Annotated in this window: 28 protein-coding genes; 18 read left to right on the plus strand and 10 right to left on the minus strand. The window is 67.2% G+C overall.

Translation table 11 applies throughout. From position 1 onward, the window contains the following. Window positions 1–22: 22 nt before the first annotated feature. The gene (locus GGR33_RS14405) at window positions 23–547 is read right to left on the minus strand and encodes a hypothetical protein (RefSeq protein WP_246413145.1); all 525 of its coding nucleotides are present in this window, start codon (window positions 545–547) and stop codon (window positions 23–25) included. 139 nt (window positions 548–686) lie between these two features. Between GGR33_RS14405 and GGR33_RS14410 the strand changes: the two genes are divergently transcribed. The 11 genes from GGR33_RS14410 (at window position 687) to GGR33_RS14460 (ending at window position 11,977) form a co-directional block, all read left to right on the plus strand. Then, on the plus strand, window positions 687–1,166 hold the full coding sequence (locus GGR33_RS14410; RefSeq protein ID WP_183506365.1) for an acyl-CoA thioesterase: 480 nt from the start codon (window positions 687–689) through the stop codon (window positions 1,164–1,166). A 78-nt stretch (window positions 1,167–1,244) separates the two neighbouring features. Further along, window positions 1,245–3,002: an arginine--tRNA ligase gene (gene argS / locus GGR33_RS14415; RefSeq protein WP_183506367.1), complete on the plus strand. Its 1,758-nt coding sequence runs from the start codon at window positions 1,245–1,247 to the stop codon at window positions 3,000–3,002. A 27-nt stretch (window positions 3,003–3,029) separates the two neighbouring features. Further along, on the plus strand, window positions 3,030–4,439 hold the full coding sequence (locus GGR33_RS14420; protein WP_183506369.1) for an SPOR domain-containing protein: 1,410 nt from the start codon (window positions 3,030–3,032) through the stop codon (window positions 4,437–4,439). Window positions 4,440–4,610: 171 nt separating this feature from the next. Then, the gene (gene nagZ / locus GGR33_RS14425; protein WP_183506371.1) at window positions 4,611–5,618 is read left to right on the plus strand and encodes a beta-N-acetylhexosaminidase; all 1,008 of its coding nucleotides are present in this window, start codon (window positions 4,611–4,613) and stop codon (window positions 5,616–5,618) included. Window positions 5,619–5,766: 148 nt separating this feature from the next. Then, entirely contained in the window at window positions 5,767–6,030 is a 264-nt protein-coding gene (locus GGR33_RS14430; RefSeq protein ID WP_183506373.1) for a twin-arginine translocase TatA/TatE family subunit, read from the plus strand. Window positions 6,031–6,086: 56 nt separating this feature from the next. After that, window positions 6,087–6,605: a Sec-independent protein translocase protein TatB gene (gene tatB / locus GGR33_RS25970; protein WP_246413147.1), complete on the plus strand. Its 519-nt coding sequence runs from the start codon at window positions 6,087–6,089 to the stop codon at window positions 6,603–6,605. Beyond that, the gene (tatC, locus tag GGR33_RS14440) at window positions 6,602–7,402 is read left to right on the plus strand and encodes a twin-arginine translocase subunit TatC (protein ID WP_183506375.1); all 801 of its coding nucleotides are present in this window, start codon (window positions 6,602–6,604) and stop codon (window positions 7,400–7,402) included. Before tatB ends, tatC begins: the two co-directional genes overlap by 4 nt. Before the next feature lie 350 nt (window positions 7,403–7,752). Beyond that, window positions 7,753–9,036, plus strand: a complete 1,284-nt coding sequence (gene serS / locus GGR33_RS14445; RefSeq protein ID WP_183506377.1) for a serine--tRNA ligase — start codon at window positions 7,753–7,755, stop codon at window positions 9,034–9,036. After that, a complete protein-coding gene (surE, locus tag GGR33_RS14450) occupies window positions 9,036–9,800 on the plus strand; it encodes a 5'/3'-nucleotidase SurE (protein WP_183506379.1) in 765 nt (254 codons plus the stop codon). Before serS ends, surE begins: the two co-directional genes overlap by 1 nt. Before the next feature lie 182 nt (window positions 9,801–9,982). Next, a complete protein-coding gene (locus tag GGR33_RS14455) occupies window positions 9,983–10,651 on the plus strand; it encodes a protein-L-isoaspartate O-methyltransferase family protein (protein WP_183506381.1) in 669 nt (222 codons plus the stop codon). Between the two features lie 132 nt (window positions 10,652–10,783). Further along, window positions 10,784–11,977 (plus strand): M23 family metallopeptidase, encoded by a 1,194-nt coding sequence (locus tag GGR33_RS14460; RefSeq protein ID WP_183506383.1) that lies wholly within the window; start codon window positions 10,784–10,786, stop codon window positions 11,975–11,977. Between the two features lie 69 nt (window positions 11,978–12,046). Here GGR33_RS14460 and GGR33_RS14465 read toward each other — a convergent pair whose 3' ends face one another. From GGR33_RS14465 to GGR33_RS14475, 3 genes are all read right to left on the minus strand, one after another. Next, window positions 12,047–12,418, minus strand: a complete 372-nt coding sequence (locus GGR33_RS14465; protein ID WP_183506385.1) for a YidB family protein — start codon at window positions 12,416–12,418, stop codon at window positions 12,047–12,049. A 98-nt stretch (window positions 12,419–12,516) separates the two neighbouring features. Beyond that, window positions 12,517–13,395 carry an ATP-binding protein gene (locus tag GGR33_RS14470; RefSeq protein WP_183506387.1) on the minus strand — a complete coding sequence of 293 codons (879 nt, stop codon included), beginning with the start codon at window positions 13,393–13,395 and terminating at the stop codon, window positions 12,517–12,519. Window positions 13,396–13,430: 35 nt separating this feature from the next. Further along, window positions 13,431–14,822, minus strand: coding sequence for an aminotransferase (locus GGR33_RS14475; protein ID WP_183506389.1), 1,392 nt, complete (start codon window positions 14,820–14,822; stop codon window positions 13,431–13,433). A 100-nt stretch (window positions 14,823–14,922) separates the two neighbouring features. Here GGR33_RS14475 and GGR33_RS14480 point away from each other — a divergent pair, with 100 nt between their 5' ends. Continuing rightward, a complete protein-coding gene (locus tag GGR33_RS14480; protein WP_183506391.1) occupies window positions 14,923–15,462 on the plus strand; it encodes a hypothetical protein in 540 nt (179 codons plus the stop codon). 9 nt (window positions 15,463–15,471) lie between these two features. Here the strand turns inward: GGR33_RS14480 and GGR33_RS14485 are convergent, their stop codons facing one another. Both GGR33_RS14485 and GGR33_RS14490 read right to left on the minus strand, forming a co-directional pair. Then, entirely contained in the window at window positions 15,472–15,852 is a 381-nt protein-coding gene (locus GGR33_RS14485; RefSeq protein WP_183506393.1) for a hypothetical protein, read from the minus strand. 427 nt (window positions 15,853–16,279) lie between these two features. After that, window positions 16,280–17,083 (minus strand): response regulator, encoded by an 804-nt coding sequence (locus tag GGR33_RS14490; RefSeq protein ID WP_183506394.1) that lies wholly within the window; start codon window positions 17,081–17,083, stop codon window positions 16,280–16,282. A 186-nt stretch (window positions 17,084–17,269) separates the two neighbouring features. Between GGR33_RS14490 and GGR33_RS14495 the strand changes: the two genes are divergently transcribed. After that, complete coding sequence (locus GGR33_RS14495; protein WP_425488784.1) at window positions 17,270–17,494, plus strand: NepR family anti-sigma factor; 225 nt, start codon at window positions 17,270–17,272, stop codon at window positions 17,492–17,494. A gap of 66 nt (window positions 17,495–17,560) precedes the next feature. Here the strand turns inward: GGR33_RS14495 and GGR33_RS14500 are convergent, their stop codons facing one another. Further along, the gene (locus GGR33_RS14500) at window positions 17,561–17,737 is read right to left on the minus strand and encodes a DUF1328 domain-containing protein (RefSeq protein WP_003599466.1); all 177 of its coding nucleotides are present in this window, start codon (window positions 17,735–17,737) and stop codon (window positions 17,561–17,563) included. An 878-nt stretch (window positions 17,738–18,615) separates the two neighbouring features. Here GGR33_RS14500 and GGR33_RS14505 point away from each other — a divergent pair. The 3 genes from GGR33_RS14505 (at window position 18,616) to map (ending at window position 21,424) form a co-directional block, all read left to right on the plus strand. Beyond that, window positions 18,616–19,620, plus strand: coding sequence for a DUF2865 domain-containing protein (locus GGR33_RS14505; RefSeq protein ID WP_183506396.1), 1,005 nt, complete (start codon window positions 18,616–18,618; stop codon window positions 19,618–19,620). An 88-nt stretch (window positions 19,621–19,708) separates the two neighbouring features. Next, window positions 19,709–20,644: an MBL fold metallo-hydrolase gene (locus tag GGR33_RS14510; RefSeq protein WP_183506398.1), complete on the plus strand. Its 936-nt coding sequence runs from the start codon at window positions 19,709–19,711 to the stop codon at window positions 20,642–20,644. A gap of 27 nt (window positions 20,645–20,671) precedes the next feature. Beyond that, complete coding sequence (gene map / locus GGR33_RS14515) at window positions 20,672–21,424, plus strand: type I methionyl aminopeptidase (RefSeq protein WP_183506400.1); 753 nt, start codon at window positions 20,672–20,674, stop codon at window positions 21,422–21,424. A 16-nt stretch (window positions 21,425–21,440) separates the two neighbouring features. Here map and GGR33_RS14520 read toward each other — a convergent pair whose 3' ends face one another. Further along, a complete protein-coding gene (locus tag GGR33_RS14520) occupies window positions 21,441–22,220 on the minus strand; it encodes a DUF1499 domain-containing protein (RefSeq protein ID WP_183506402.1) in 780 nt (259 codons plus the stop codon). A gap of 129 nt (window positions 22,221–22,349) precedes the next feature. Between GGR33_RS14520 and GGR33_RS14525 the strand changes: the two genes are divergently transcribed. Then, window positions 22,350–22,832: a MarR family winged helix-turn-helix transcriptional regulator gene (locus GGR33_RS14525; RefSeq protein WP_246413149.1), complete on the plus strand. Its 483-nt coding sequence runs from the start codon at window positions 22,350–22,352 to the stop codon at window positions 22,830–22,832. A gap of 91 nt (window positions 22,833–22,923) precedes the next feature. Here GGR33_RS14525 and GGR33_RS14530 read toward each other — a convergent pair whose 3' ends face one another. Further along, on the minus strand, window positions 22,924–23,109 hold the full coding sequence (locus GGR33_RS14530; protein WP_183506406.1) for a con-10 family general stress protein: 186 nt from the start codon (window positions 23,107–23,109) through the stop codon (window positions 22,924–22,926). Window positions 23,110–23,459: 350 nt separating this feature from the next. On the opposite strand from GGR33_RS14530, the gene GGR33_RS14535 reads away from it, so the two are divergent. Continuing rightward, window positions 23,460–23,912 (plus strand): Crp/Fnr family transcriptional regulator, encoded by a 453-nt coding sequence (locus tag GGR33_RS14535; RefSeq protein WP_183506408.1) that lies wholly within the window; start codon window positions 23,460–23,462, stop codon window positions 23,910–23,912. A gap of 10 nt (window positions 23,913–23,922) precedes the next feature. Here GGR33_RS14535 and GGR33_RS14540 read toward each other — a convergent pair whose 3' ends face one another. Beyond that, window positions 23,923–24,360, minus strand: a complete 438-nt coding sequence (locus GGR33_RS14540) for a VOC family protein (protein WP_183506410.1) — start codon at window positions 24,358–24,360, stop codon at window positions 23,923–23,925. Window positions 24,361–24,417: the final 57 nt, after the last annotated feature.

Below are 24,417 nucleotides of genomic sequence, written 5' to 3' on the forward strand. Positions count from 1 at the left end.
CAGGTCCGCCCCGATACGCGTGTCAGTAGCCGCCGCAGGGCGAGCGATAGGCGTAGCTGTAGCTGCAATGGCCGCAACCGCCGTAGCTCACGCTCGGCACGTAGCTTGCGCCGCAACCACCACCGTAGCCGTAGCCGTAGCCGGTCGGAGCATAGCCGCCATAGCCGTAGGACGAACCATAGCCGTAGGAAGAGCCATAACCGTAGCCACCGTAGCCGTAGCCGCCATAGGCGCCGGCCGTCGCGAGGCCGAGACCCAGGCCGATCCCGGCACCGGCGAGACCGTAGCCGAGGCCACGACCATAGCCGTAGCCGTATCCGCGACCGTATCCACGACCGCCGTAGAAGCCGCGATGGCCCGCGAAACCGCGACCATAGCCACCGAAGCCGCCGCGATGCCCGACGAATCCACCGTGATGGCCACCGAAACCGCCGCGTCCATAACCACCGTGACCGAAGCCGCCACGTCCGAAGCCGCCCGCATCGGCCGTCGCCGGCACGAGCGTCAGGGCAGCGAGCGCTGCGCCCGCAACAAGAATAGCCTTCATCGAAAACTCCCGGGATCGAACAGATCGCCCGGTCTGATCAGGGCTATCGCCGGCGCCCATCTTCAACGCGGCGCTCTACTGAGATGCCGACTCATCCCCGGTGAAGCGAGGTCATGATGAATATCGAAAGGCGCAGATCATGAGCGGACAGGACCGTCCGGACCGCAAGACACGAGCGGACTTTGCCCATTTCCGGTCGATTACGACGCGCTGGGCCGACAACGACGTCTACGGCCATGTGAACAACGTCGTGTACTACTCGTTCTTCGACACGGTCGCGGCGGGCTATCACGTCGAGACCGGCCTGCTCGACGTCGAGCGCAGCCCGGTCATCGGGCTCGTCGTCGAGACCGGCTGCCGATACTTCGCGTCGATCGCTTTTCCTGACCGCGTCGAGGCGGGTTTGCGCGTGGCGCATCTCGGCCGGTCGAGCGTGCGCTACGAGATCGGCATCTTTCGCGGTGACGACGACGAGGTTTCCGCTCAGGGCCACTTCGTCCACGTCCATGTCGATCGGGAGACCCGTCGCCCGGTCCCGCTCCCCGACGATTGGCGCGAGCGACTGGCGAGCCTCGTCATGTCGGGCCGGGAAGGGACCGAGGCCGCCCGTTCTCCGTGACACCCCGAACGCGCATTGCTATGCCGCCGCGCTGAGACAGGCGGCCATCGCTCGGCCGCACCAGCGGACATCGACTTCATGAACATCTTTGCCCAGTTCGAGGCGCGCGTGCGCGAGGCCCTCGAAGCCCTCGTCCGGTCCGGCAAGCTGCCCGAGGGGCTCGACTTTTCCCGCGTCGTGGTCGAGCCGCCGCGCGATCCCTCCCATGGCGATCTCGCCACCAACGCCGCCCTGGTGCTCGCCAAGGAGGCCAAGGCCAATCCGAAGGCGCTGGGCGAAGCCCTGGCCGAAGAGCTGCGCGGCGATCCGCGCGTCACCGAGGCGAGCGTCGCCGGCCCCGGCTTCATCAACCTGCGGCTGGTCCCGGACGTCTTCCACGATGTGGTGCGCGCCGCGCTCACCGACGCGGAATTCGGCCAGGCAAAGCTGCCGGGCGGCCCCGTCAACATCGAGTACGTCTCGGCGAACCCGACCGGGCCGATGCATGTCGGCCATGGCCGCGGCGCGGTGTTCGGCGATGCGCTGGCCAGCCTGCTGGTCGCGGCCGGGCGCAAGGTCACCCGCGAATACTACATCAACGATGCCGGCGCGCAGGTCGACGTGCTCGCCCGCTCCGCCTACCTGCGCTATCGCGAGGCACTGGGCGAGGAGATCGGCGCGATCCCCGAGGGTCTGTATCCGGGCGATTACCTGAAACCCGTCGGTCTTCAGCTCTGCCACGAGCACGGCCGCGACCTGCTCGACATGCCCGAGCACGAATGGCTGCCGATTGTCCGCGAAGCGGCGATCCAGGCGATGATGGCGATGATCCGCGACGACCTCGCCGCCATCGGCATCCGCCACGACGTCTTCTTCTCCGAGCGCACGCTGCAAGGCGCGAACGGCGGCAAGGTCGCCGAGTTACTCGAAGAGCTGCGCGCCAAGGGCCTCGTCTACGAGGGCCGCCTGCCACCGCCGAAGGGCCAGCTTCCCGAGGATTGGGAAGACCGCGAACAGACGCTGTTCCGGGCCACACAGTTCGGCGACGACGTCGACCGGCCGCTGCTGAAGTCGGACGGCAGCTTCACCTACTTCGCCTCCGACATCGCCTATCACCGCGAAAAATGGCTCGCCGGCGCCTCGGAACTAATCGACGTGCTCGGCGCCGATCATGGTGGCTACGTCAAGCGCATGCAGGCGGCAGTAAAAGCCGTCAGCGACGGCCGAGCCGTACTCGACGTGAAGTTGTGTCAGCTCGTGCGGCTTCTGCGTGCCGGCGAGCCGGTGAAGATGTCGAAGCGTTCGGGCGAGTTCGTGACCCTGCGCGAGGTCATCGACGAGGTCGGCCGCGACGCGATTCGCTTCATGATGCTCTACCGGAAGAACGACGCGACGCTGGACTTCGACCTCGCCAAGGTCGTCGAGAAGTCAAAGGACAACCCGGTCTTCTACGTCCAGTACGGCCACGCCCGCTGCTTTTCCGTGCGGCGGCAGGCACTTGAGGCGTTCCCCAGCGAAGATCTGTCGAAAGCTTCGCTGGCATCCGATGCGGACCTCTCGATCCTCACCGATCCGGGGGAAATCGACATGATGCGGCTGATCGCCCAGTATCCGCGCGTGCTGGAATCAGCGGCCGTTGCTCACGAACCACATCGAATCGCGTTCCATCTCTATGAAACCGCCAGTTCGCTGCATAGTTTTTGGAATAAGGGCAAAGACTTGCCGCAATTACGGATTGTTAATCCAACCGACCGAAAGTCCACCCGTGCCCGTTTGGCCCTCGTGGAAGCCCTTGGTGGCGTCCTGGCCTCTGGGCTTGCGGTTCTGGGTGTCACCGCACCGGACGAAATGCGGTGAGCTGGCCGGGTTGGAAAGGAAGCGACAATGACGACGAACGCTCCGCGAGCGGCGATCGATTTCGACGCCTTCGAGCGTGATCTGCGTCAGACGTCCCTCGCCAGCAGCGGGTCGCCAGCTCCGGCGCCGTCGCGCTCCGACCCTCTGGCGGAACTCGCCCGCATCGTCGGCCAAGACGATCCCTTCCGCGCCCTCCTCGCCTCGCGCGGCGATCAGGCCGCCGCACGGCCGGCAAGCGGCCGGATCGAGCCGTCCTTCTTCGAAGCCGGCCCGAGCCACGCCGAGGCTGCCGCACAGAATTCTCCCGCCGATGCCTTCGACCATTACCTCGCCAGCGTCGAGCAAGGCGCCTATGCCGAGCACACGGCCGGCGACGAGCAGGATCCGGCCGCCTTCGACGATTCGGGCGCCGGCTACCGTGCTCCCGCCGCCAAGCGCCCGAGCCGGCGGCTCGTGCAGCTCGGCGCCGGTATCGGCGTGCTCACCCTCTGCGTTAGTGGCGCGCTCGGCCTGAAGCTGATGCGCTCGCACGGTTCGAACGGCGAGCCCGTGACGGTTCTCGCCGACAAGACGCCCCTCAAGGTCGCGCCGCCGACCGCCGACGGGCTCGAGATCCCCGACCAGAAGAAGCAAATCTACGAGCGCAACGCCAAGGACGGCCAGATCAAGGTCGTCAACCGCGAGGAGCAGCCCCTCGACGTGGCCCAGGCCGCGCGTTCGGCGAGCGGCAACGGCGCCACCGGTACGACGCCGGGCAATACCGCCCTGCTGACCGATTCGCTCGGCGAGCCACGCCGCGTGCGGACCGTGTCCGTGAAGCCGGATACCCCGGTCACCGCCGCCTCGCAGGCCCAGGCTCAGGGCCAGCCGCAGCAGCAGCCCCAGCGCGTCGCCTCGGCCGATGCCGGCCAAGTCTCGCCGATCCCGACCATGATGATGCCCGACGCATCCCCGAGCACCCCGTCGCAGACGCCCACCGCCCAGCCGCGCAGCGTGACGCGGAGTCTGGCCTCGCGGCCGGTGCAGACGGCCGACGCCTCCGGCTCCACTCCCGCGATGCCGTCAGCCGAACCGGCGCCGGCTGCCTCCCCGCCGGCCCGCAAGGCGCCGCAGCGGGTCGCCTCGGTCGAAACCACCGCCTCTACCGACGCGGCTCCGGCCCCGGCTCCGAAGGCCACGCCGTCCACCGCCTCGGTCGGCGGCTTCTCGGTCCAGATCGGCGTGCGCGCCAGCGAGAGCGACGCTCACGCGGCCTTCCGCCAGATGCAGGGCAAGTACAGTCAGCTCTCCGGCAAGCCCGAGCTGATCCAGCAGGCGGAAGTCGGCGGCAAGTCGATCTACCGCGTCCGCGTCGGGCCGCTGGCCAAGAACGATGCGGCGAGCCTCTGCACGGAGCTGAAGGGCGCCGGCGGCCAGTGCTTCGTCTCGAAGAACTGAGCGCCGCCGCCCCGGCCCTCACCTGATTCTCGAAAGCCACACCGATCGGCAGCGTGAGCGCTCCCGGTCGGTTTCATCTTGCGAGGGCGCATGGTGAGGCCAAATCTCAACGTTTATCGTTGACGATTCGACGCTTCGGCCGCTCCAAGTCGTTGGGACACCCCGCAAGTCATGACCTGCCGTGCTCTGATCCTCGGCTGTTCCGGCAAGACGCTTACGGCGCGTGAGGCTGCGTTCTTTCGCGACGTGCAGCCCTGGGGCTTCATCCTGTTCAAGCGGAACATCGGTACGCCCGACGAGGTGCGTGCCTTGACCGCCGCCTTGCGCGACACCGTCGGCCGCGCCGATGCGCCGGTGCTGATCGACCAGGAAGGCGGCCGCGTACAGCGCATGGGACCGCCCTTCTGGCCGAAATATCCGGCCGGCGCCCGCTTCGGCAGGCTCAACGGCTCGGCCAAGGCGATGGCTTGGCTCGGCGCGCGGCTGATGGCGCACGATCTGGCGGATGTCGGCATCAACGTCGATTGCGCACCGATGCTCGACGTGCCCGTCGAGGGCACCCACGAGATCATCGGCGACCGCGCCTATGCCCATGACGCGACCTCGGTCGCCGAGATCGGCCGCGCGGTGGCCGAGGGCCTGATGGCCGGCGGCGTGCTTCCGGTGATCAAGCACATTCCCGGACATGGCCGCGCCACCAGCGACAGCCACATGCAGCTTCCGGTGGTCGATGCCGACCGGGCGAGCCTCGAGGCCACCGACTTCCGGCCGTTCCAGGCGCTCGCCGACATGCCGCTCGCGATGAGCGCGCACGTTGTCTACCCGCATCTCGACCCGAAGAAGCCGGCCACGCTGTCGCCCGTGATCGTCGAGGAGATCATCCGCGGCGCTATCGGCTTCGACGGCCTGCTGATGACCGACGACCTCTCGATGAAGGCGCTCAAGGGCTCCTACCGCCGGCGCGCCGAATCCGCTTTCGCCGCCGGAATCGACGTCGCGCTCCACTGCAACGGCCAGATGCGGCAGATGCGCAGTGTCGTCGAGGGAACACCGCTGCTCGCCGGGAAGCCTCTGCAGCGGGCGCAGGCCGCGCTGGCCCGGCTCTCGGATCGATCCGAGACCTTCGACGTGGCCGAGGCGCGTAGCCGCTTCGAGGCGGGGCTCGCCGCCGCGGCCTGACGCCGCGAGACATGGCTAGACGGCCGATTTGTAACCACCGCATCGCACAAGCGAACTTGTGTTCGCATCGGCCGGTCCCTAGGTTGGCCGCAGCTCTTCGAACGGAAAAAGCATCGCGTCGTCAACGGCGCGCTGTAGGATGTGCGCCATGGGTAGCTTGAGTATCTGGCACTGGGTCGTCGTGGCGGTGATCGTCATGATGTTGTTTGGCCGCGGCAAGGTCTCCGAGTTGATGGGCGACGTCGCCAAGGGCATCAAAGCCTTCAAGAAGGGCATGGCCGAGGAAGACGAGGCGCCCAAGCCCCAACAGCCTCCGGTGGCGACGATGCCGAGCGAGCCGGTCCGCACCATCCCGCACCAGGGCGAGCCGAGCCACGCGCCGGCGCAATCGGCCGATCACCGCGTAGGCTGAGGCTCGGGGCCTTTTAGCAGACCCAAGCGGCCTCGCAAGGCGGGACGAACGACGTCATGCTGGACTTTAGCTGGGGCGAGGTGATGCTGATCGGCGGCGTCGCCCTGATCGTCATCGGGCCCAAGGACCTGCCGAAGGCCTTGCGCACGGTCGGGCAGGTCACTTCCAAGGTGCGCCGCATGGCGGGCGAGTTCCAGCACCAGTTCAACGAGGCGATCCGCGAGGCCGAGCTCGACGACATCAAGCGCGACGTCGAAGGCGTGAAGCGGCAGGCCGAGAGCTTTCGACCGAGCTTCAACCCCGTCGACACGATCCGCAACGAGTTGAAGAGTGCCGTCGAGGGCCGCACCGCGACGAAAGCCACCGATCCGGCACCAGACCTCATGCAGAGCACCGCACCGGCGGCCATCGCGGGCGCCGATGACGAGGCCACCGAGCGGCTCTCGCAGGGCGGAAGCTACGACGTCCCACGGCCCACCGAACTCTCCGAGGTCGTGCAGCCCGAGACGACCCACGTCACGCCGCCGCACGCCCAACCCAGCGAACCGAAACCGTCGGACGGCCAGCCTTCATGAACACCGAGCGGGACGAGGCCGACATCGAGGCTTCGCGCGCGCCGCTGCTCGAACACCTGATCGAGTTGCGCGCCCGGCTGATCAAATCGCTGATCGCTTTCGTGCTGATGTTCTTTGGGTGCTTCTTCTTCTCCCGGAACATCTACAACCTGCTGGTCCACCCCTACGTCTCGGTGGTGGGCGCGGCCAATGCCGAGCTGATCGCGACGCATTTCCTCGAGCAGATCTTCACCAACATCAAACTCAGCGTGTTCGGAGCGGGCTTCCTGGCCTTTCCGGTCATCGCCACGCAGGTTTACGCCTTCGTCGCCCCCGGACTCTACCGGAACGAGCGCCAGGCCTTTCTGCCGTACCTCGTCGCGACGCCGATCTTCTTCATCCTCGGCGCGCTCGTCGTCTATTTCCTGGCGATGCCGCTGCTGATCTCGTTCTCGGTGTCGCTGCAGCAGGTCGGCGTGGCCGGCGAGCCGACGATCAAGCTGCTCCCGAAGGTCGACGAGTACCTTTCGCTGATCATGACCCTGATCTTCGCCTTCGGCCTCGCCTTCCAGATGCCGGTGATCCTGACGCTGCTTGGCCAAGTCGGCATCATCGACCAGGCTTTCCTCAAGGAGAAGCGCCGCTACGCCATCGTCCTCGTCTTCGTTGCGGCCGCCGTGCTGACGCCGCCGGACGTGATCTCGCAGCTCTCCCTCGCGCTACCGATGCTGCTTCTCTACGAGGCCTCGGTGTTCTCGGTGGGCCGCGTCGAGAAGATGCGCAAGGCGAAGCGCGTGGAGGCGGGACTGGAGCCTTAGGGGGGAGGCCCTCCGTCATTCCGGGGGCGCGGAGCGGAACCCGGAATCCACGACTGGGCACGACGCTGCCACCTGATCCCGCGTACCCGCATCACGGGTGGATTCCGGCTTCCGCTCCGCGGCCCCGGAATGACGGAGGGAGATGAGGAGCGCGCACCGCTGATCGTGGACATGCGGACGGCTTACTGACAGAAGGCAGGCCGGATCATCCTCCCCCGTCATTCCGGGGCTCGCCAGAGGCGAGAACCCGGAATCCAGATCCGCCGACGGCATCTCGTTCTGCACCGGCGGCGTGTCTGGATTCCGGGTTCCGCTCCGCGGCCCCGGAATGACAGCCGCCGAGCCGTTTCATGCACGACATCCGCGCCATTCGCGAGAATCCCGACGCCTTCGACTCCGACCTCGCCCGGCGCGGCCTCGACCCGCTGAGCGCCTCGCTGATCGGCCTCGACGACGCGCGCAAGGCCGCGACCTCGGCGGCTCAGGCTAACCAGGAGCGGCGCAACGCGCTCTCCAAGGAGATCGGCGGCGCCAAGAAGGCCAAGGACGAGGCCCGCGCCGGCGAGCTGATGGCCGAGGTCGCGCGGCTCAAGGAAAACGCCTCCCGGCTCGAGACCGAGCAGACCCAGGCCGGCAAGACCCTCGACGACGAGCTGGCAAAAATCCCGAACCGGCCGAAAGCCGAAGTCCCCCCGGGCGTCGACGAGCACGGCAATGTCGAGTATCGCCGCCACGATTCCGAGCGCGCGCGGCTGAGCGAAGGCCGCGAGCATTTCGAGCTCGGCGAAGCCACCGGCCTGATGGATTTCGAGGCGGCAGCCCGGATGTCGGGCTCGCGCTTTGTGGTGCTGAAGGGCCAGCTCGCGCGGCTGGAGCGGACGATCGGGCAGTTCATGCTCGACCTGCACACGACCGAGCACGGATACACGGAGGTGGCTCCGCCAATCCTTGTGCGCGACGAAGCCATGTTCGGCACGGCACAGCTTCCAAAATTTCGGGACGATCAGTTTGCGGCGGGTGATGGCTTCTGGCTCGTCCCCACTGCCGAAGTCCCGCTGACCAACCTCGTCCGCGAATCCATTCTCTCTGAGGACGAACTCCCCCTGCGCTTCACGGCCCTCACCCCCTGCTTCCGCGCGGAAGCCGGTGCGGCCGGTCGCGACACGCGCGGCATGCTGCGCCAGCACCAGTTCAACAAGGTCGAGCTGGTCTCGATCACGGCTCCGGAAAAGTCGGAAGAAGAGCACGAGCGCATGCTCGCCTGCGCCGAGGCGGTGCTGAAAAAGCTCGACCTGACCTACCGGGTCATGACGCTCTGCACCGGTGACATGGGATTTGCATCGCAAAAGACCTACGACATCGAGGTCTGGGTGCCCGGCCAGCAAACCTATCGCGAAATCTCGTCCTGCTCGGTCTGCGGCGACTTCCAGGCCCGGCGCATGAACGCGCGCTATCGGGGCAAGGACGGCAAGCCGGCCTTCGTCCACACGCTCAACGGCTCGGGCGTCGCGGTCGGCCGCGCGCTGATCGCGGTGATGGAAAACTACCAGAACCCGGATGGGAGCGTCACGATTCCGTCCGTGCTTCAGCCCTATATGGGCGGCCTCAACCGGATCGAGGGACCAAGCACCTGATGCGCATTCTCGTCACCAACGACGACGGCATTCATGCGCCGGGGCTCGAAACCCTGGAGGCCATCGCCCGCCAGGTCAGCGACGACGTCTGGGTGGTCGCGCCGGAATACGACCAGTCCGGCGTCTCGCATTCGCTCTCGCTCAACGACCCGCTGCGGCTGCGCCAGATCTCGGAAAAGCGTTTTGCCGTGAAGGGCACGCCCTCCGACTGCGTGATCATGGGCATCGCCCACATCCTCAAGGACGCCAAGCCCGACCTCGTCCTGTCCGGGGTCAATCGCGGCCAGAACGTCGCCGAGGACGTAACCTATTCGGGCACGATCGCCGCGGCGATGGAGGGGACGATCCTCGGCGTGCCGTCGATCGCCCTGAGCCAGGCCTACGGCCATGGCGGCCGGGCCGGCATCAAATTCCACTGCTCGGCCGAGCACGGCGCGCGCGTGGTGCGCAAGATCCTGGAAGTCGGGATCGAGCCCGGCATCGTCGTCAACGTGAATTTTCCGGATTGCGAGCCGGGCGACGTACAGGGCATCGCGGTGGCGGCTCAGGGCCAGCGAAACCAGGCGCTGCTGGCGATCGACGCCCGCCACGACGGACGCGGCAACCCGTATTTCTGGCTCGCCTTCGCCAAGGCCCGCTTCGAACCGGGCAACGGCTCCGACCTCAAGGCGATCGCCGATCACAAGATCTCGGTGACGCCATTGAAGCTGAACCTGACGGACGAGCCGACGCTGACGCGCTTTGCGAAGGCGTTCGAACAGTAACGGGACAGGCTGCCGCCGGCGCTACACGCGACCGTCATTCTGGGGCTCGCTGCAAGCGAGAACCCGGAATCCACCCGTGATGCGCGGGCGTGGTCGCGGCCAATCGTGGATTCCGGGTTCCGCTTCGCGGCCCCGGAATGACGTGGCAGGGTTCGTCAAACCCAACTCATGAGGTGGTCGTTATGCACGTCGCGGGGGAGGGGGACGACACCTCTGCGATCGGCGATGCGGCCTTCGTGCTGCTGCTGCGCGAGCGCGGCACCCGCGACACCGCCGTCCTGCGCGCCATGGAGTTGGTGCCGCGCGAGTGGTTCGTCCCCCCGACGCTGCTCGCCCATGCGCGGCGCGACATCGCCCTGCCGCTCCCCTGCGGGCAGAGCATGACGGCGCCGACGACGGTCGCCGCCATGCTCGGTCTGCTGAACGTGCCGGCCGGCGGCCGGGTCCTCGAGATCGGCACAGGCTCCGGCTACGTCACGGCGCTCCTGGTCTATCTCGGCAGCGGCCAGGTGCGCAGCATCGAGCGCCAGGGTGGGCTCGCCCGGGCAGCCCATGACCGGCTAGGCAGCGACCATGCCGGAACCACCATCGAGGCCGGCGACGGCCTGGATGCCGGCTTGATCGGGGAGGGCGGGTTCGACCGCATTCTCGTCAACGGCGCCTGCGCCGACATCCCCGCGCACCTCACCCGAGCACTCGCGCCCGGCGGACGGCTGGTCGGCGCCGTCGCTACGGGGCAGGGGACGCGCATCGCCGTCGTCGACCGCGCGGCGGATGGCCGCTTCACCAAACGAACCGAGATGACCTGCCGCCTGCCGCCCCTGACGGCAGTTCGAACCACTGTGCCCTGACGGCATCGACGCTATTGCGAAAGGTTCCCCGTTCTCGCGAATGCCGGCCAATCTTGGTGAACGGGAACGGTTGTTTAACCTGAATCCCTTTTGAATGAGGTCATCAAGTTGCGTCTGTAAGCGGGTGCGTCGATGCGAGTGCGTGGGGCGGGACTAGGGAAGACGTTGTCGCGTCTTGCCCTCATCGGAATGATCGGCGGCGGCACCGCCGCCTGCTCCTCGGACGCGTCGCGCCTCAGCGACCCGTTCACCAACCCCTTCTCGTCGAGCGAACCTGCCGCCACCGGCAGCCTCGGCGAAGGCGGGGAGTCCATGACGTCGGCCCCGGCCATCCGCACCTCGCGCATCCAGTCGCAGGAGCTCGCCGCTCCCGGCAGCAGGATGACTGCTCGCCCACTGCCGACGCCCCGCGTCGCCGCGGCCGAGCCCGTCATGAGCGCTGGCGGCGCAGTCGACGGCATGAACCCGAGCGCCGGCAAGGCCATGACGCCCCGCGTCTCGCCGGCCGCTCCGCAGCCGAAGATGGTGTTCGGCAAGGGTCCGCAGGCCGAGAAGCTCGACAAGGCCGCAGAGGCCCGTCGCGAAGCCGAGGCTCGCAAAGAAGCGGAGGCCAAGAAGCAGGCCGACGCCCGCAAGGCAGCCGAGGCGAAGAAGGCCGCCGAGTCCAAGAGCGCGCCGAAGCACAGCGCCAAGGCCGAGACGAAGCCGGACCCGAAGGCCGACAAGAAGGTCGACGCCAAGCGCGAGGCCGAGGCCAAGGCCGCCAAGGCTGAAGCGTCGAAGAAGGTCGCCGAGGCCAAGGCTGCCGAAGCCGCCGCGAAGGCCTCCGCCAAGGAGACCAAGCAGGCTGCGGCCAAGCCCGCCGTCAAGGAAGCGCCGGTCGTCGCCGAGAAGCCGGCTGCCACGAAGGTCGCCAGCGCCGAGCCTACGACCACCGCCTCGGTGAAGGCCGACACCAACGAGTCATTCCGCTGGCCGGCCAAGGGCCGTGTCATAAACGGCTACGGCACGTCGGGCAACGAGGGCATCAACATTGCCGTGCCCGAGGGCACCCCGGTCAAGGCAGCCGAAGACGGCACCGTCGCCTATGCCGGCTCAGAGGTGAAAGGCTACGGCAAGCTCGTCCTGGTGCGCCACTCGAACGGCTACGTCTCGGCCTATGCCCATAACGGCGAGCTCGACGTGAAGCCCGGCGACAAGGTCAAGCGCGGCCAGACCATCGCGAAGTCCGGCGCCACCGGCAACGTGACCTCGCCCCAGCTGCATTTCGAGATCCGCAAGGGCGCGACCCCGGTCGACCCGATGCCGCACCTCGCCAGCAACTGATCTTTCTCGCGATCGAAACGAATGCGGCGGCTCCGAGGGGCCGCCGTTGTCGTTCGTGGGTCGCTCCGTTCAGGCTGCGTGGCCGCCTTCCGGCGCCGGTGCCTGCAATTGCCCATTCGGGCTGTGCTGGTCGACCGCCTGGGGCAGCACCTTCGCCAGCGTCTCCAGCACTTGGTCGTAGGGGATGCCGAGCTTGTCCGCGATCTCCCTGGTGTGGGAGTCGTTCAGCGCGTTGCGCAGGTCGTCGGTGGTGATCGGCTGGTTCTCGCCGCGGCCGAGCCAGGAATTCACCTGCTTACCGTAGCCGGATTGCGAGAGCTGGTTGAGCACACCCTGCAGGCCGCCCGGATAGACCCGCTCGATGATGCCCGGCAGAGCCGCAGCCGCAGCCGATCCCAGCGCGCCGCCAAGCGATCCCTTGATGCTGTCGAACAAACTCATCGCGCACGTCCTTCCGTGACCGGCCGCCGGTGGGCAGCGGTACAGTATCGGACGGTCAGATTACACGCAGGCGACGGTTTCGCCAGCAGGGCGCGGCCTCAGCTCTCCAGCCGCTGTCCCAACCGTCCCGCGAGATCCTGGATGAACTGGAAGGCCGTGCGGCCGGAGCGCGAACCGCGCGTCGTCGCCCATTCCAGCGCCTCGGCGCGCAGCCGATCGGGCTCGACCTTGAGGCCGTAGCGCTCGACATAGCCGCGGATCATCGCGAGGTACTCGTCCTGGCTGCACTTGTGGAAGCCGAGCCAGAGGCCGAAACGGTCCGACAGCGAGACCTTCTCCTCGACGGCCTCGCCGGGATTGATCGCGGTGGAGCGCTCGTTCTCGACCATTTCGCGGGCGAGCAGGTGGCGGCGATTGGAGGTGGCGTAGAACAGCACGTTGTCCGGCCGCCCCTCGATGCCGCCGTCGAGCGCCGTCTTCAGCGACTTGTAGGACGTGTCGTCGGCATCGAAGGAGAGATCGTCGCAGAAGACAAGCCAGCGATGCGGATCGGGGCGCAGCACCGCCATCAGGTCGGGCAGCGCCTCGATGTCTTCGCGATGAATCTCGACGAGCTTCATCGGCAGCACGCCCTCGGCCTGGCGCCCATTGATCTCGGCCTGGGCCGCCTTGACGAGCGAGGACTTGCCCATGCCGCGCGCGCCCCAGAGCAGGGCGTTGTTGGCCGGCAGCCCCTTGGCAAAACGCTCGGTGTTCTCGACGAGCATGTCGCGCATCCGGTCGATGCCCGTGAGCAGGCCGATCTCGACCCGGTTGACCTTCGGCACCGGGATCAGCCGGCGCTCGGGCCCCCACAGGAAGGCATCGGCTGCGGTGGTATCGGTCTTCGGCACGGCCGGCGGGGCGGCCCGCTCCAGGGCCGTGGCAATCCGCTCCAGGAGCGGCATGAGGGTGCGAAGGTTCGGTTCGTCGGTCATGGATGATGCGGCTGCCGTCGGTTTCCTGCGCAGTATCAAGCCGCCGGCATCGCCTCCAGTCCCTCCTGCGCAATCCAGCCGGCCGTTCGGTCGAGGGCGCGGGTCAGGCGCTCGAACAGGGTGTCGATCTCGTCGAGCTCGATGACGAGCGGCGGGCAGACTGCGATGCGGTCGCCGGCGAGGAATCGCACGATCAGCCCCTCCGCCTGGCAGAAGGCGACGCAACGTGCCGCAACACCGGCCTTCGGGTCGTATTGCCGCTTGGAGACCTTGTCGGCGACGATCTCGATGCCGCCGATCAGGCCGATGCCGCGCGCCTCGCCGATCAGCGGGTGCTCGGCGAGGGTGGTCAGGCGCGCCTGGAAGTGCGGCGCTTTCTCCGCGGCACGCTCGATGATGCGGTCGCGGCGATAGATCGCGAGGGTCTTGTTGGCGACGGCGCAGGCGACCGGGTGCCCGGAATAGGTCGTGCCGTGGCCGAAGCCGCCGAGCTTGGCGCTCTCGTCGAGCATCGCCCTGTAGAGCGGCTCGTCGACCGAGATGCCGCCGAGCGGCAGGTAGCCCGAGGTCACGGCCTTGGCGAAGGAGATCGTGCTCGGCCGCATGCCGAGTGACTGGCTGCCGAACCAGTTTCCGGTGCGCCCGAAGCCGCAGATGATCTCGTCCGCGACGAGCCGGATGTCGTAGCGGTCGAGCACCGTCTGGATCGCCTCGAAATACCCGGCGGGCGGCAGGATCGCGCCGCCCGCGCCCATCACCGGCTCGGCGAAGAAGGCCGCGACGGTGTCGGGGTCCTCGGCGAGGATCTGCGCTTCGAGCGCGTCGGCGAGCCGCTGCGAGAACGCCGCCTCGCTCTCGCCGGGCTCCGCGCCGCGGTAGTGATGGGGGCATGCGACATGCAAAAAGCCGGGGAGCGGCAGGTCCCAGTCGGCATGATTGGCGGGCAATCCGGTCAGCGAAGCGGTGGCCACCGTGACCCCGTGATAGCCCTTGCGATGAGAAAGAATCTTTTTCTTACGAGGGCGTCCGAGCGCGTTGTTCATGTACCAGATGAGCTTCACCTGGGTATCGTTCGCCTCCGATCCCGACGAGGTGAAGAAGATCTTGGAGGTCGGGACCGGCATCAGTTCCTTGAGCGTCTCGGCCAGCTCGATCGCCGGATCATGGCTGCGGCCAGAGAAGAGATGCGTGAAGGGCAGGCGCGCCATCTGCTCGGTGGCGGCCTCGACCAGCTCTTCGTTCGAATAGCCGAGGGCCGTGCACCACAGGCCGGCCATGCCTTCGAGATAGGGCCGCCCATCCGTATCGTAGACCCAGACTCCGTGGCCGCGCTCCAGCACCAGCGGCCCGGTTTCCCGGAAGGTCGCGAGGTTGGTGTAGGGATGGATGAGCGTCTCGACGTCCCGAGCGGCGATGTTCGAGAGCATGGCTGGCGGTCTCGTCGGCAAAGATGGGGACCGCCACACTAACGGCCCGATGCGCGGTCAGTAACCCGAGCATCCGCCCTTCGCCAAAACACCGCACGCGATGCTCGATCCCGCCACCATCGTTGCCACGCCCGCCACCGGGCGCGCCTGCGGCGCCTGTACTCTGTGCTGCAAGGTCTACGACGTACCGGCCGTGGAGAGCGTGGCCGGTCAATGGTGCCGCCATACCAGGGCCGGCAAAGGCTGCGGCATCCACGCGACGCGGCCCGACCATTGCCGCAACTTCCATTGTCTCTGGATGACCGAGAGCTGGCTCGGCCCGGAATGGAAGCCGGACCGCGCCAAGATGGTGCTGACGCTCGATCCGGTCACCCGCTTCATGAACGTACAGGTCGATCCCGGCCAGCCGAACGGGTGGAAGCGTGAGCCCTATTACGGCCAGTTGCGGCGCTGGGCCGCAGCCTCGCTGCCGCTGAAGCGGAACGTCCTCGTTCACGTCAACAAGACAACCACGGTCGTACTGCCGGATCGCGACGTGCCGTTGGGCATCTTCGCTGAAGGCGACAGGCTCGTCATGCACGAGCGTATGTCGCCTGCCGGTCCGACGGTCGATGTGGAGAAGATCAGCTCCGCAGGCTGATCTCGACGATCAGACCATGCAGCGGCCGGGCACCATGCGGCGCGCCTCGGGGCCGACGAGCGAGCTGAGCGGCGTCTCGCAGCCCTCGCGCGTCATGCGGCGGGGCTTCGGCAACATGTCCCGCTCGCTGGCGCTCTGGCCGACGCCTGCCGGATTGGTGCGCGCTGCGGGCCGCGCCTGCGACACGTTGGAGGCCGTCTCGGAGTGAATAGGGCTGATCGACAGCGAAGCCGGCCGCGCGCCCGGAAGGGACGTCGCGAGGCGGGAAGCTGCTTCGACCGCCTGGGGGACGACCAATCTGTCAGCGCTGGCGCGCACCGAAGGAAGCACGAGAAGCGTGAGGATCACTGCCGGTCCACCAACGCCGAGAAGGAAACCAGACCGGAGCATCGCGATGCACTCCAAAAAGAGAGCTTGACAGGTTGTCCGTACAACTCCGTTGCGTCGCCTCGGTTCCTCGACTGTTACGTTTCCGTTAAGCTTTCGTTTTCGGACCGTTTCGACTTGAACCCGGAAGGTTCTCTGGAGGCAGTTATCCCCACTCTGCGCGTTGCAAAAATGCGCCGCTTCTCAAAAAAAATCTCGCGATGCGCCGTCGGCGAGGAACCAGCCCCGTCCGCTGCCGTTGAGTCATCACCCGGCCACCTGGTCCTCCCCGCATTCCCCTTGTGCATCGGCCGGAACCTCATCGACGGGCTGGACATTGTCCGGCCCGTTTTTTCGTGTGCCGAGGCGACATCCACCTCAAACGAAAGCCCCCCGGGGGAGCATCCACCGGGGGGCTTTCGTTTGGGCAGACAGTGAAACGTCGGAACGTCTATGCCGATTTCGCTTCGCGGCGCCGTGCGCTCTGCTGGAAGAACAGGGCCTGGCTGATCACCGCCGACACATTGGCGGGCTGGAACGGCTTGGCGATCAGGAAGGCCGGCTCGGGGCGCTCACCGGTGAGGAAGCGCTCGGGATAGGCAGTGATGAAGATCACCGGCACCTCGAAGGTCTTCAGGAGGTCGTTGACCGCGTCGAGCCCCGAGGAGCCGTCGGCAAGTTGGATGTCGGCGAGGATCAGACCGGGTCGCTTGCCGTCGGAGGCGAGCTTTACGGCTTCGCTGCGGGTCCGGGCGACGCCGATGACGTTGTGTCCGAGACCCTCGACGAGCGCCTCCAGGTCCATCGCGATCAGCGGCTCGTCCTCGATGATGAGGATGTCAGTTGCCATGTCCGCGGCGAGCTCACGGCCAGCCTCGTCGACCAGCTCGCGCACCTCGGTCACGTCGACGTCGAGGATGATCGCCGCGTCTTCCTCGGAGAAGCCTTCCAGGCAGGAGAGCAGGAACGCCTGCCGCGGTAGCGGCGTGATCTGGCCGAGGCGGATCTCGGCGGGAAGGTCGTGCTGGACCTGCTCGCTGCTGCCGTTGACCGAGAGCGAATTCCAAATGCGGGTGAACACCCGAAACAGATCCGCCTTGACGTTGGTGCTGCGGCCCAGCGTCTCCGGTTCGTTGACCAGCGTTTCGAGCGTTGCAGCCACGTAGGCATCGCCGGCCACTTGGCTGCCGGTGAGCGCGCGGGCGTAGCGGCGCAGATACGGCAGATGCTGCACGACGAGTTGTGCTGTCGACATGAGTTCCCCTGAGCCTTCGCCGCTCTTCGTGTTGCTTCCGCCCTAACGCAATCCGCCGCGCTCCGTTCCGCGCTACGGCGGAACTCGCATTGCCTCGACGCGTTTCCGCACGAGCCATGACTCAAGTCTAGCCGTAAAACAATCGCGGCCGACGTCGCTGCAGCGACGCCCAGGGGATGCTACCGGATGACGGAAGACGACGAGGCCGGAAGGCTCCACGATGGAGCTATGCCGTCGGCCACGCAGATCTCGAATTCGGGCCGCCCCCTCGGGAAGCAGGCCCATAGGCGCATCGGCGCAAACCTGCGCACCATGTACCAATCCATCGTCCAGCAACCGATCCCGAGCCGCTTCAGCGATCTCATCGCGAAACTCGACGAAGATTCGGCCGTGACTGCAGACCAGCCCTGAAAACGGGACCCCTCGAAAGAGAGGTCCCGGCAGTCGTGAACGCGATGCGACCTAGCGCGATGCGACCTAGAGTGTCGGCGAGCGACCGCGCATCAGGCCGATGACGGCAGAGATCGCGAACAAGACGATCGCGACAAAGAAGACGAGCTTGGCGGCTTCCATGGCCGTGCCGGCGATACCGCCGAACCCAAGCAGGGCGGCGACCAGGGCGACCACGAGGAATGTTACGGCCCAACCGAGCATGTGCTGGTTCCTTCTCGAATAGTTGGCGCGGCACGGGCCGCGTCCTCTCGAAGGAAATAACGTCAAGGTTCAACCGGCGGTTCCTCTCGCGCCTCCAACCGAGAACGATTGTTTTTCGCATTCCAACGCGGTGTTTCGACGGCTGCGCCAAGTCGAACATGCCGAGCCCGGCTCCGCCTCCCGGGACGGCTCCGGCTGCTCCTGCGGTCATCCGCCCCGTCTGGACGGCAGGCTAATCGCGTCGCCCGCTGGAACCGACTGGCGTGGAGCCGGGTTCGTCACCATCTCTCGGAAGACAGGTCGTGGGAGCCGTGATGAACCAAGCGAGATCAGTCTCTGCCAAGCGTCCCTTGGGCATCGGCCGCTGGCTTGGGGCCGTCGCCGAGGAGTTGGGGCGTCTGATCGAGGTGCTCGGTCCGCAGCCGCAGCTCAAACCCGTTCCGGTCAGGGTCCGTTCGGGACGCTCGCGCGGGGCACGCTGAGCCGCCCACGGACGATCTCGTGACCGTTCGACGCCGTTGGGAAACCAGCGGCGTTTTCTTTTCGAGCCTTGGAGTATCCAGCTCCGACAGCCGCATTGTAGGCGGCGAATGCGCGCGATCCGCCAGACACTCGACCGGCTCATACAACTGCGCAGTCTTCCACCGGCCCACGCGCCGGCGAAACCGGAGTTGTTCACCGCATCCGTTCTCGACCGCAATTGCCGTTACGGCGGTCGCTCGACTAAGCCTTCGAGCGCTGCCGTAGCCGGCGGAGCACGCCTTGGCGGCGGCGCCCTGGCCGACGATCAAATGCTCTGACGGCGCAGGAGTCCTGTCCAAATGGAATTCGGCAAGCGTCGACGGGAAGCCGCCCCGGCTGCCCAGGGGTCGGTGCGCATGGGACGCCGACGCGTTGTCGGGATGGCCCTCGCCGGTCTCGTCCTCGGCTTCGGCGGCGTCACGTCGGGAGCGGGCCTCGTGCAGGCCTCCGACCGGGGCGGCGTGTTCGACTTCTTCGGACAATTATTCGGCGCGCCTCAACGCCCGGTCGTCGTCTACCCGGCGCCCGAGGTTCGACGGGTTCCCCACCGCTATTCCTCGCTGCCGGATGCGCGCCGCGTCACGGAGACACGGATACGGCACTATACGCCGCGCCCCGTCTCCCTCGCCGGTGCGGATGGATGGTCGAGGCGCCCGCAGCGTCGCCGCAGCACCAGGACCGCCTTGGCCGGCCCAGTCTCCGCCGCGGGGCCGCTGAGCGTCTGCGTGCGCACATGCGACGGTTACATGTTCCCGCTCGGCGCGCGCCATTCGCAGCACGAAGTGCCAACGCAACAGGCCGCCTGCGCCGCCGCCTGCCCAGACGCGCCGACCACGCTCTACACGCTGCCCTGGGGCAAGACCGAGCTCGACCAGAGCGTTAGCCTGACGGGACAGCCCTATCTCGCGGCGGCCTGGGCGAACGTTTACAAGACGAAGCGCGTCGAGAGCTGCAATTGCCGGACTCCCGGGAGCACTGCGGCTCCTCTCTCGATCGAGCACGATCCGACCATTCGGCCGGGCGACGTCGTCGCCACCAGAACGAGCGCCGCCGTGGTGACGCGCCTGTCGAAGGGCGAGGTCGAGGTCGAGGACTATCGCAGCACGCGACAGCTGAGCCGCGCGGGGCGACGGTTCGTGGAGCAGCGCGTCGGCGCCCTGCAGCGCGATGCCGCGCAGCGGGAGTTCCGGCGATCGATGCGGACCGTATCCGCCGCAAATGACCGGATCCGCGTCGCGGACGCGACGGCTGCCGGCCTCCGCGTCGGATCGGCCGAAGGCGACGGCATGGGCGAGCCGGCCCTGAAAACGCCGGGCTTCGCGCCCGTTCGGGTGCTGGTTCCGTCGCCGTTCGTATACTGAGCGCAAGGCGCGGCGGGCGACCCGATTTGTGGTTCGCCCCGGTGTGTCGTAGGCGGCCGGCGACCCGCCTCCAACCTCCACGGCAGACATGGCGACGACCGACACATCCGGCGCTGCGACGCCGGAACCGGCTTTTGATCCGGCCCTTCCGGCCGCCGGCACGCTCGAACGGCTGACGCCATTGGTCCGGCGCCGGATCTGCGCCAATGGCGGTCCGTTCACCGCGAGCGGAACCTGCAGCTACATCGTCGGGCGGGGTGAGGTCGCGATCATCGATCCGGGCCCGGACGATGCGGACCACATCGCCGCGCTGGTGGCCGCCTCGGAAGGCGAGACGATCTCGGCCATCGTCGTCACGCATACCCATCGCGACCACTCGCCGGGTGCGCGTCGCCTCCAAGCGCTGACCGGCGCGCCGATCGTCGGATGCGGCCCGCATCGCGCCGCCCGCGAACTGGCGGAGGGGGAATTTCCGCATCTCGATGCCAGCGCCGACCGTGAGCACCGGCCGGACCGCGAACTCGCCGAGGGCGACACGGTCTCGGGGGAGGGCTGGACGCTGACGGCGCTGGCTACGCCGGGCCACACCATGAACCATCTGGCTTTTGCCCTGGCCGAGGAGAACGCCCTGTTTTCTGGCGACCACGTCATGGCGTGGTCGACGACGGTGGTGGCGCCGCCCGACGGTTCGATGCGGGCCTATATGAGCTCCCTCGACAAGCTGCGCGACCGGCCCGAAACGCTCTTCTGGCCGGGCCATGGCGGCCCGGTGCGAGATCCGCGTCGCTTCGTCCGCGGCCTCGCCGGCCATCGCCGGCAACGGGAGGCAGCGATCCGCGCGCGCATCGCCGCCGGGGACGGCGACGTCGGCACGATCGTGCTCGCCGTCTACCAGGGGCTCAATCCGGCCCTGCGCGGCGCAGCCGCGCTCTCGGTCTTCGCCCATCTGGAGGACATGGTTGCGCGGGGCCTCATACGCAGTGACGGACCTCCCCGCCTCGACGGCGTGTTCGAACCGGCTTGAAGCCGTGTCCTCTCGAAGGGAAAACGCATGACGGTATCGAGTGACGACGAGCTGACGGCGCTGAAGCTGATCGGGCGGATCGTGGCCGATACGCTGACGGTGATGGGCAACGCCCTCGAGCCGGGCATGACCACGCGCGAACTCGACGAGATCGGGCGAACGGTCATGGAGGCGGCCGGTGCGCGGCCGGCCCCGGAGTTGGTCTACGGCTTTCCCGGCGCGACCTGCATCAGCGTCAACGAGGAGGTGGCCCACGGCATTCCGGGCGATCGCCGGATCCAGCCGGGGGACCTCGTCAACATCGACGTGTCGGCGGAGAAGGACGGCTATTTCTCCGATACCGGCGCGTCTTTCGCCGTGCCGCCCGTGACGCGCAAGGTCGAACGGCTCTGCAAGGACGGGCGCCGGGCGATGTGGGCGGGCCTACGTGAGGTCGGCGCCGGCAAGCCGTTGGCCGGCATCGGCAAGGCCGTGGGCAGCTTCGCCAAGAAGAACGGCTACACGCTGGTGCGCAACCTTGCGAGCCACGGCGTCGGCCTGTCGCTTCACGAACAGCCGACAGAAATCGCAACCTGGCCCGACGCCTCCGAGCGCCGGATCATGGAAGACGGGCTGGTCTTCACCGTCGAGCCCTTCCTGTCGCTGGGCGCCATCTTCGCCGAGGATGGCGACGACCCTTGGACCCTCTACAGCAAGCCGCAGGCCCTCACGGTCCAGTACGAGCACACCGTCGTCGCTACCCGAAACGGGCCGTTGATCCTCACCGCGCCCAGCCAATAGGGCGGCGAAGCATCCGTTATTTCAGAGCGATGGCGAGGTTGGCGACTTCGTCGAGATAGGCGCGGATGCGGTCGGCATTGTCGCCGAGGTCGCGCGCGCCGAGACGGGTCGCCGAGCGCACGTCGATGCGCGCGCCGTCGGCCCGCGGCCGCACACGCACCGTGATGTCGGCGGGCAGGTTGAGGACGCGGCTGCGCGCGATCGCCTCGATCCGGCCGGTGCCCACGCGGCCGCCCGGACGGATCGCCTCGACGATCTGCCACTTGCGGTTCACGGCCGCCTTGCGGGCCAATTCGAAGGCCTCGTCGGGATCGACGTCGAGCGTCAGCGGCGCGATCTGCGAGTAGGCGGCGCGTTGGGCCTCGCGTGCCTGCGCGCCAGGGTCGGGCGGGTAGCGCCCATCGCGCGCCGCGAAGGCCGCCCGCGAGCGGGAGAAGGCCGGAGGCTGTTCGAGATCGGTGGAGACGTCCGTGATCGCAGGCAAGCGCAAGCCACGCAGGGCGGCATAGGCAGGATAGGCCAGCACCAGGGCAGCGATGAACACGCCGAGGATGGCGGCTCCGATGCCACGCGCACCCTCTCGCCAGCCGCGCACGAAGGCGAACCCGGCAAAGACCAAGGCCAGCCCCGCCAGCACGACGCCACTGCCGAGGACGGCGAGCGCTGGGCCTGGCTCGGCGCGCTGGCTGCGCACCATCAGGAGCGCAATGGCGCTCACCAAGGCTGCGAAGAACGCCACGCTTCGCGCATAGCCGCCGGCGCGGGTGACGGGATCCTTGATAGGCTGTCGGCGCATGGAGCAGGGGCGGCTCTGAATCCGAAGGCTGTCGGAACTCCTGAGCAAGCTACAGGGCGGTGCTATGTCACGCCAGTGAGAGGGTTGCGACTGCCACGCCTGAGACGGCTCTGCTACAAGCCTGACATCATGCCGAGTGAGCCAACTTCAACCCATCATCCCGCCGAGACATCGGCGACGGACCCCATGCGGGTCTGGTTCCGCTTCATTCGGCTCAATCGACGAGTGACGGCGGCCGTTGCCTCGGAATTACGCGCCCTCGGCCTGTCGATCCCGCAATTCGACGTGCTCTCGACGCTCACCGAGCAGGAAGGCCTGACCCAGCAGGACCTCGCCAGCCGACTCTACGTCACAAAGGGGAACGTTTCGGGTTTGATCGACCGCCTCGTCGAAGCGGGTTTGGTCGAGCGACGCGCGATCGTGGGCGATCGGCGCTCTCACGCGCTTCACCTCACCAGCGAAGGGGCGAACTTAGCGCGGCAGGGTCTCGCGGTGCAGACGAGCTACGTCAGTCGAACGCTCGGCCAACTCGATCCCGGAAGCATCGCGGAACTCGAACGGCTCGTGCTGCTCTGGCGCGAGCACGCGCGCAGCGACAGCTCCGCCGTTTGATCGGCAAAACCGGACGGAATCGCAAAACATCATCCGCGAACTGGAGACCAGCGGGCGTTCAGCCGGCCCCAGCTTCACGGATCAGGAGAGATCATTCGCCCGCACGGCCGGTCGATTGACCACCTTTGCGGCCAGCGGTCGATGCGAGTTCGCGGTCCTGGGAGAAAGAGCGCTTGTCGGCAGGAACCGACCGCCCGCCCTTGCTCGCGATCTCGCGCTGCCGCTCGGCGTTCATGGATGCGAAGCCTCGCTTCGAGGTGGAATTACCGGATGCCATCAGCGCCTCCTCGGCTAAGTTTTAACAACCGGACAACCGGCAGCCAATTCGATGGTTCCTTGGCTGTATACGTGCCCGGAAAAGGAAACTCGGTGCCATTTACACTTTTGGCGGGTCGCCAAGCTTGGGACATAGGAACTCAAGCGTGGGCGGAAACCGTCGAACTGCAAAAAAATGCATAGCCACGCGAAGTTGAGGTGCATAACGTCACCAGTCGGACATCACGGGATGCATTCGGCGGCTTCGGAGATTTTTGACAGGCACCGTATCAGCCGCTACGCGCCGCATGATCGACCAGCCCAGGCGCATCATGACGCGCTGGCGTCGGCGGGGGATCATCCAGACAGATCATGACGCTCGACACCGAGGTTTCGTCCCTCAAGCAGGTGCCGCTGTTTCGCGAAGTGGAGCCGTCGCGGCTGAAGCTCCTCGCCTTCACCAGCGAGCGCGTTCACTTCGAGGACGGGCAAAACTTCTTCTCGCAGGGCGACGAGTCCGACGCGGCCTACCTGATCCTGGAAGGTGAGGCTGTCGTCTCCCTCGACGGCCCACAGGGCGCCGTACAACTCGCCCTGCTCGGAGCCGACGCGCTCGTCGGCGAGATGGGCATCCTGGCCGACCAGCCTCGCTCGGCGACCGTCACCGCCACGACTGCGGTAACCGCCCTGCGGATCGACCGCGGCGTCTTTCTGGAATTGCTGGCGCAGTTTCCGCAGATCGGCATCGCGGTGATGCGCGAACTGGCGCTGCGCCTCGAGCAGACGAACCGCCAACTCGCCAGCCGGCAGGGCGGCGACCGCTAGGCGGCGGCAATCACTCGTAGGCGATGAACTCCATCAGCGAGCCGTCCGGGTCGCGGAAATACACGCTGGTGCCGGCTCCAGCCGCGCCGTTGCGCTCTACGGGGCCGAGTTCCACCGGCACGCCGTGGCGAGCGAGATGGTCCATGGCCTCCTCGATCGTGCCGGACCAGCGGAAGCAGAGATCGCTGCCGCCGGGCTGGACGGGCTTCGCGGCGAGGGGATCTCCGATCTGGCCCGGACCGTGGACGTTGAGTTGAATGCCGCCGAAGAGAAATCGCACACCCTTGCGGAATGGGACGACCTCGGCGCCGAGCACGTCACGGTAGAACGCGGTCGACCGCTCCCAGTCGGAGACGTGGATCACGCAATGGTCGAGATGGATCGCCGGGCTGAGGCCGGCCATCGGTTCGATGCCGGCATCGTCCGGGAAAGTCTGTGGGTCGGCCATGCCTGTCCTGCTTCCGCTTGTCGGGTCGATATCGTCGTTGATCTGCTCTCACGAGGA

The sequence above is a fragment of the Methylobacterium brachythecii genome (genome assembly GCF_014196345.1).
In the GTDB taxonomy this organism is placed as follows: domain Bacteria; phylum Pseudomonadota; class Alphaproteobacteria; order Rhizobiales; family Beijerinckiaceae; genus Methylobacterium; species Methylobacterium brachythecii.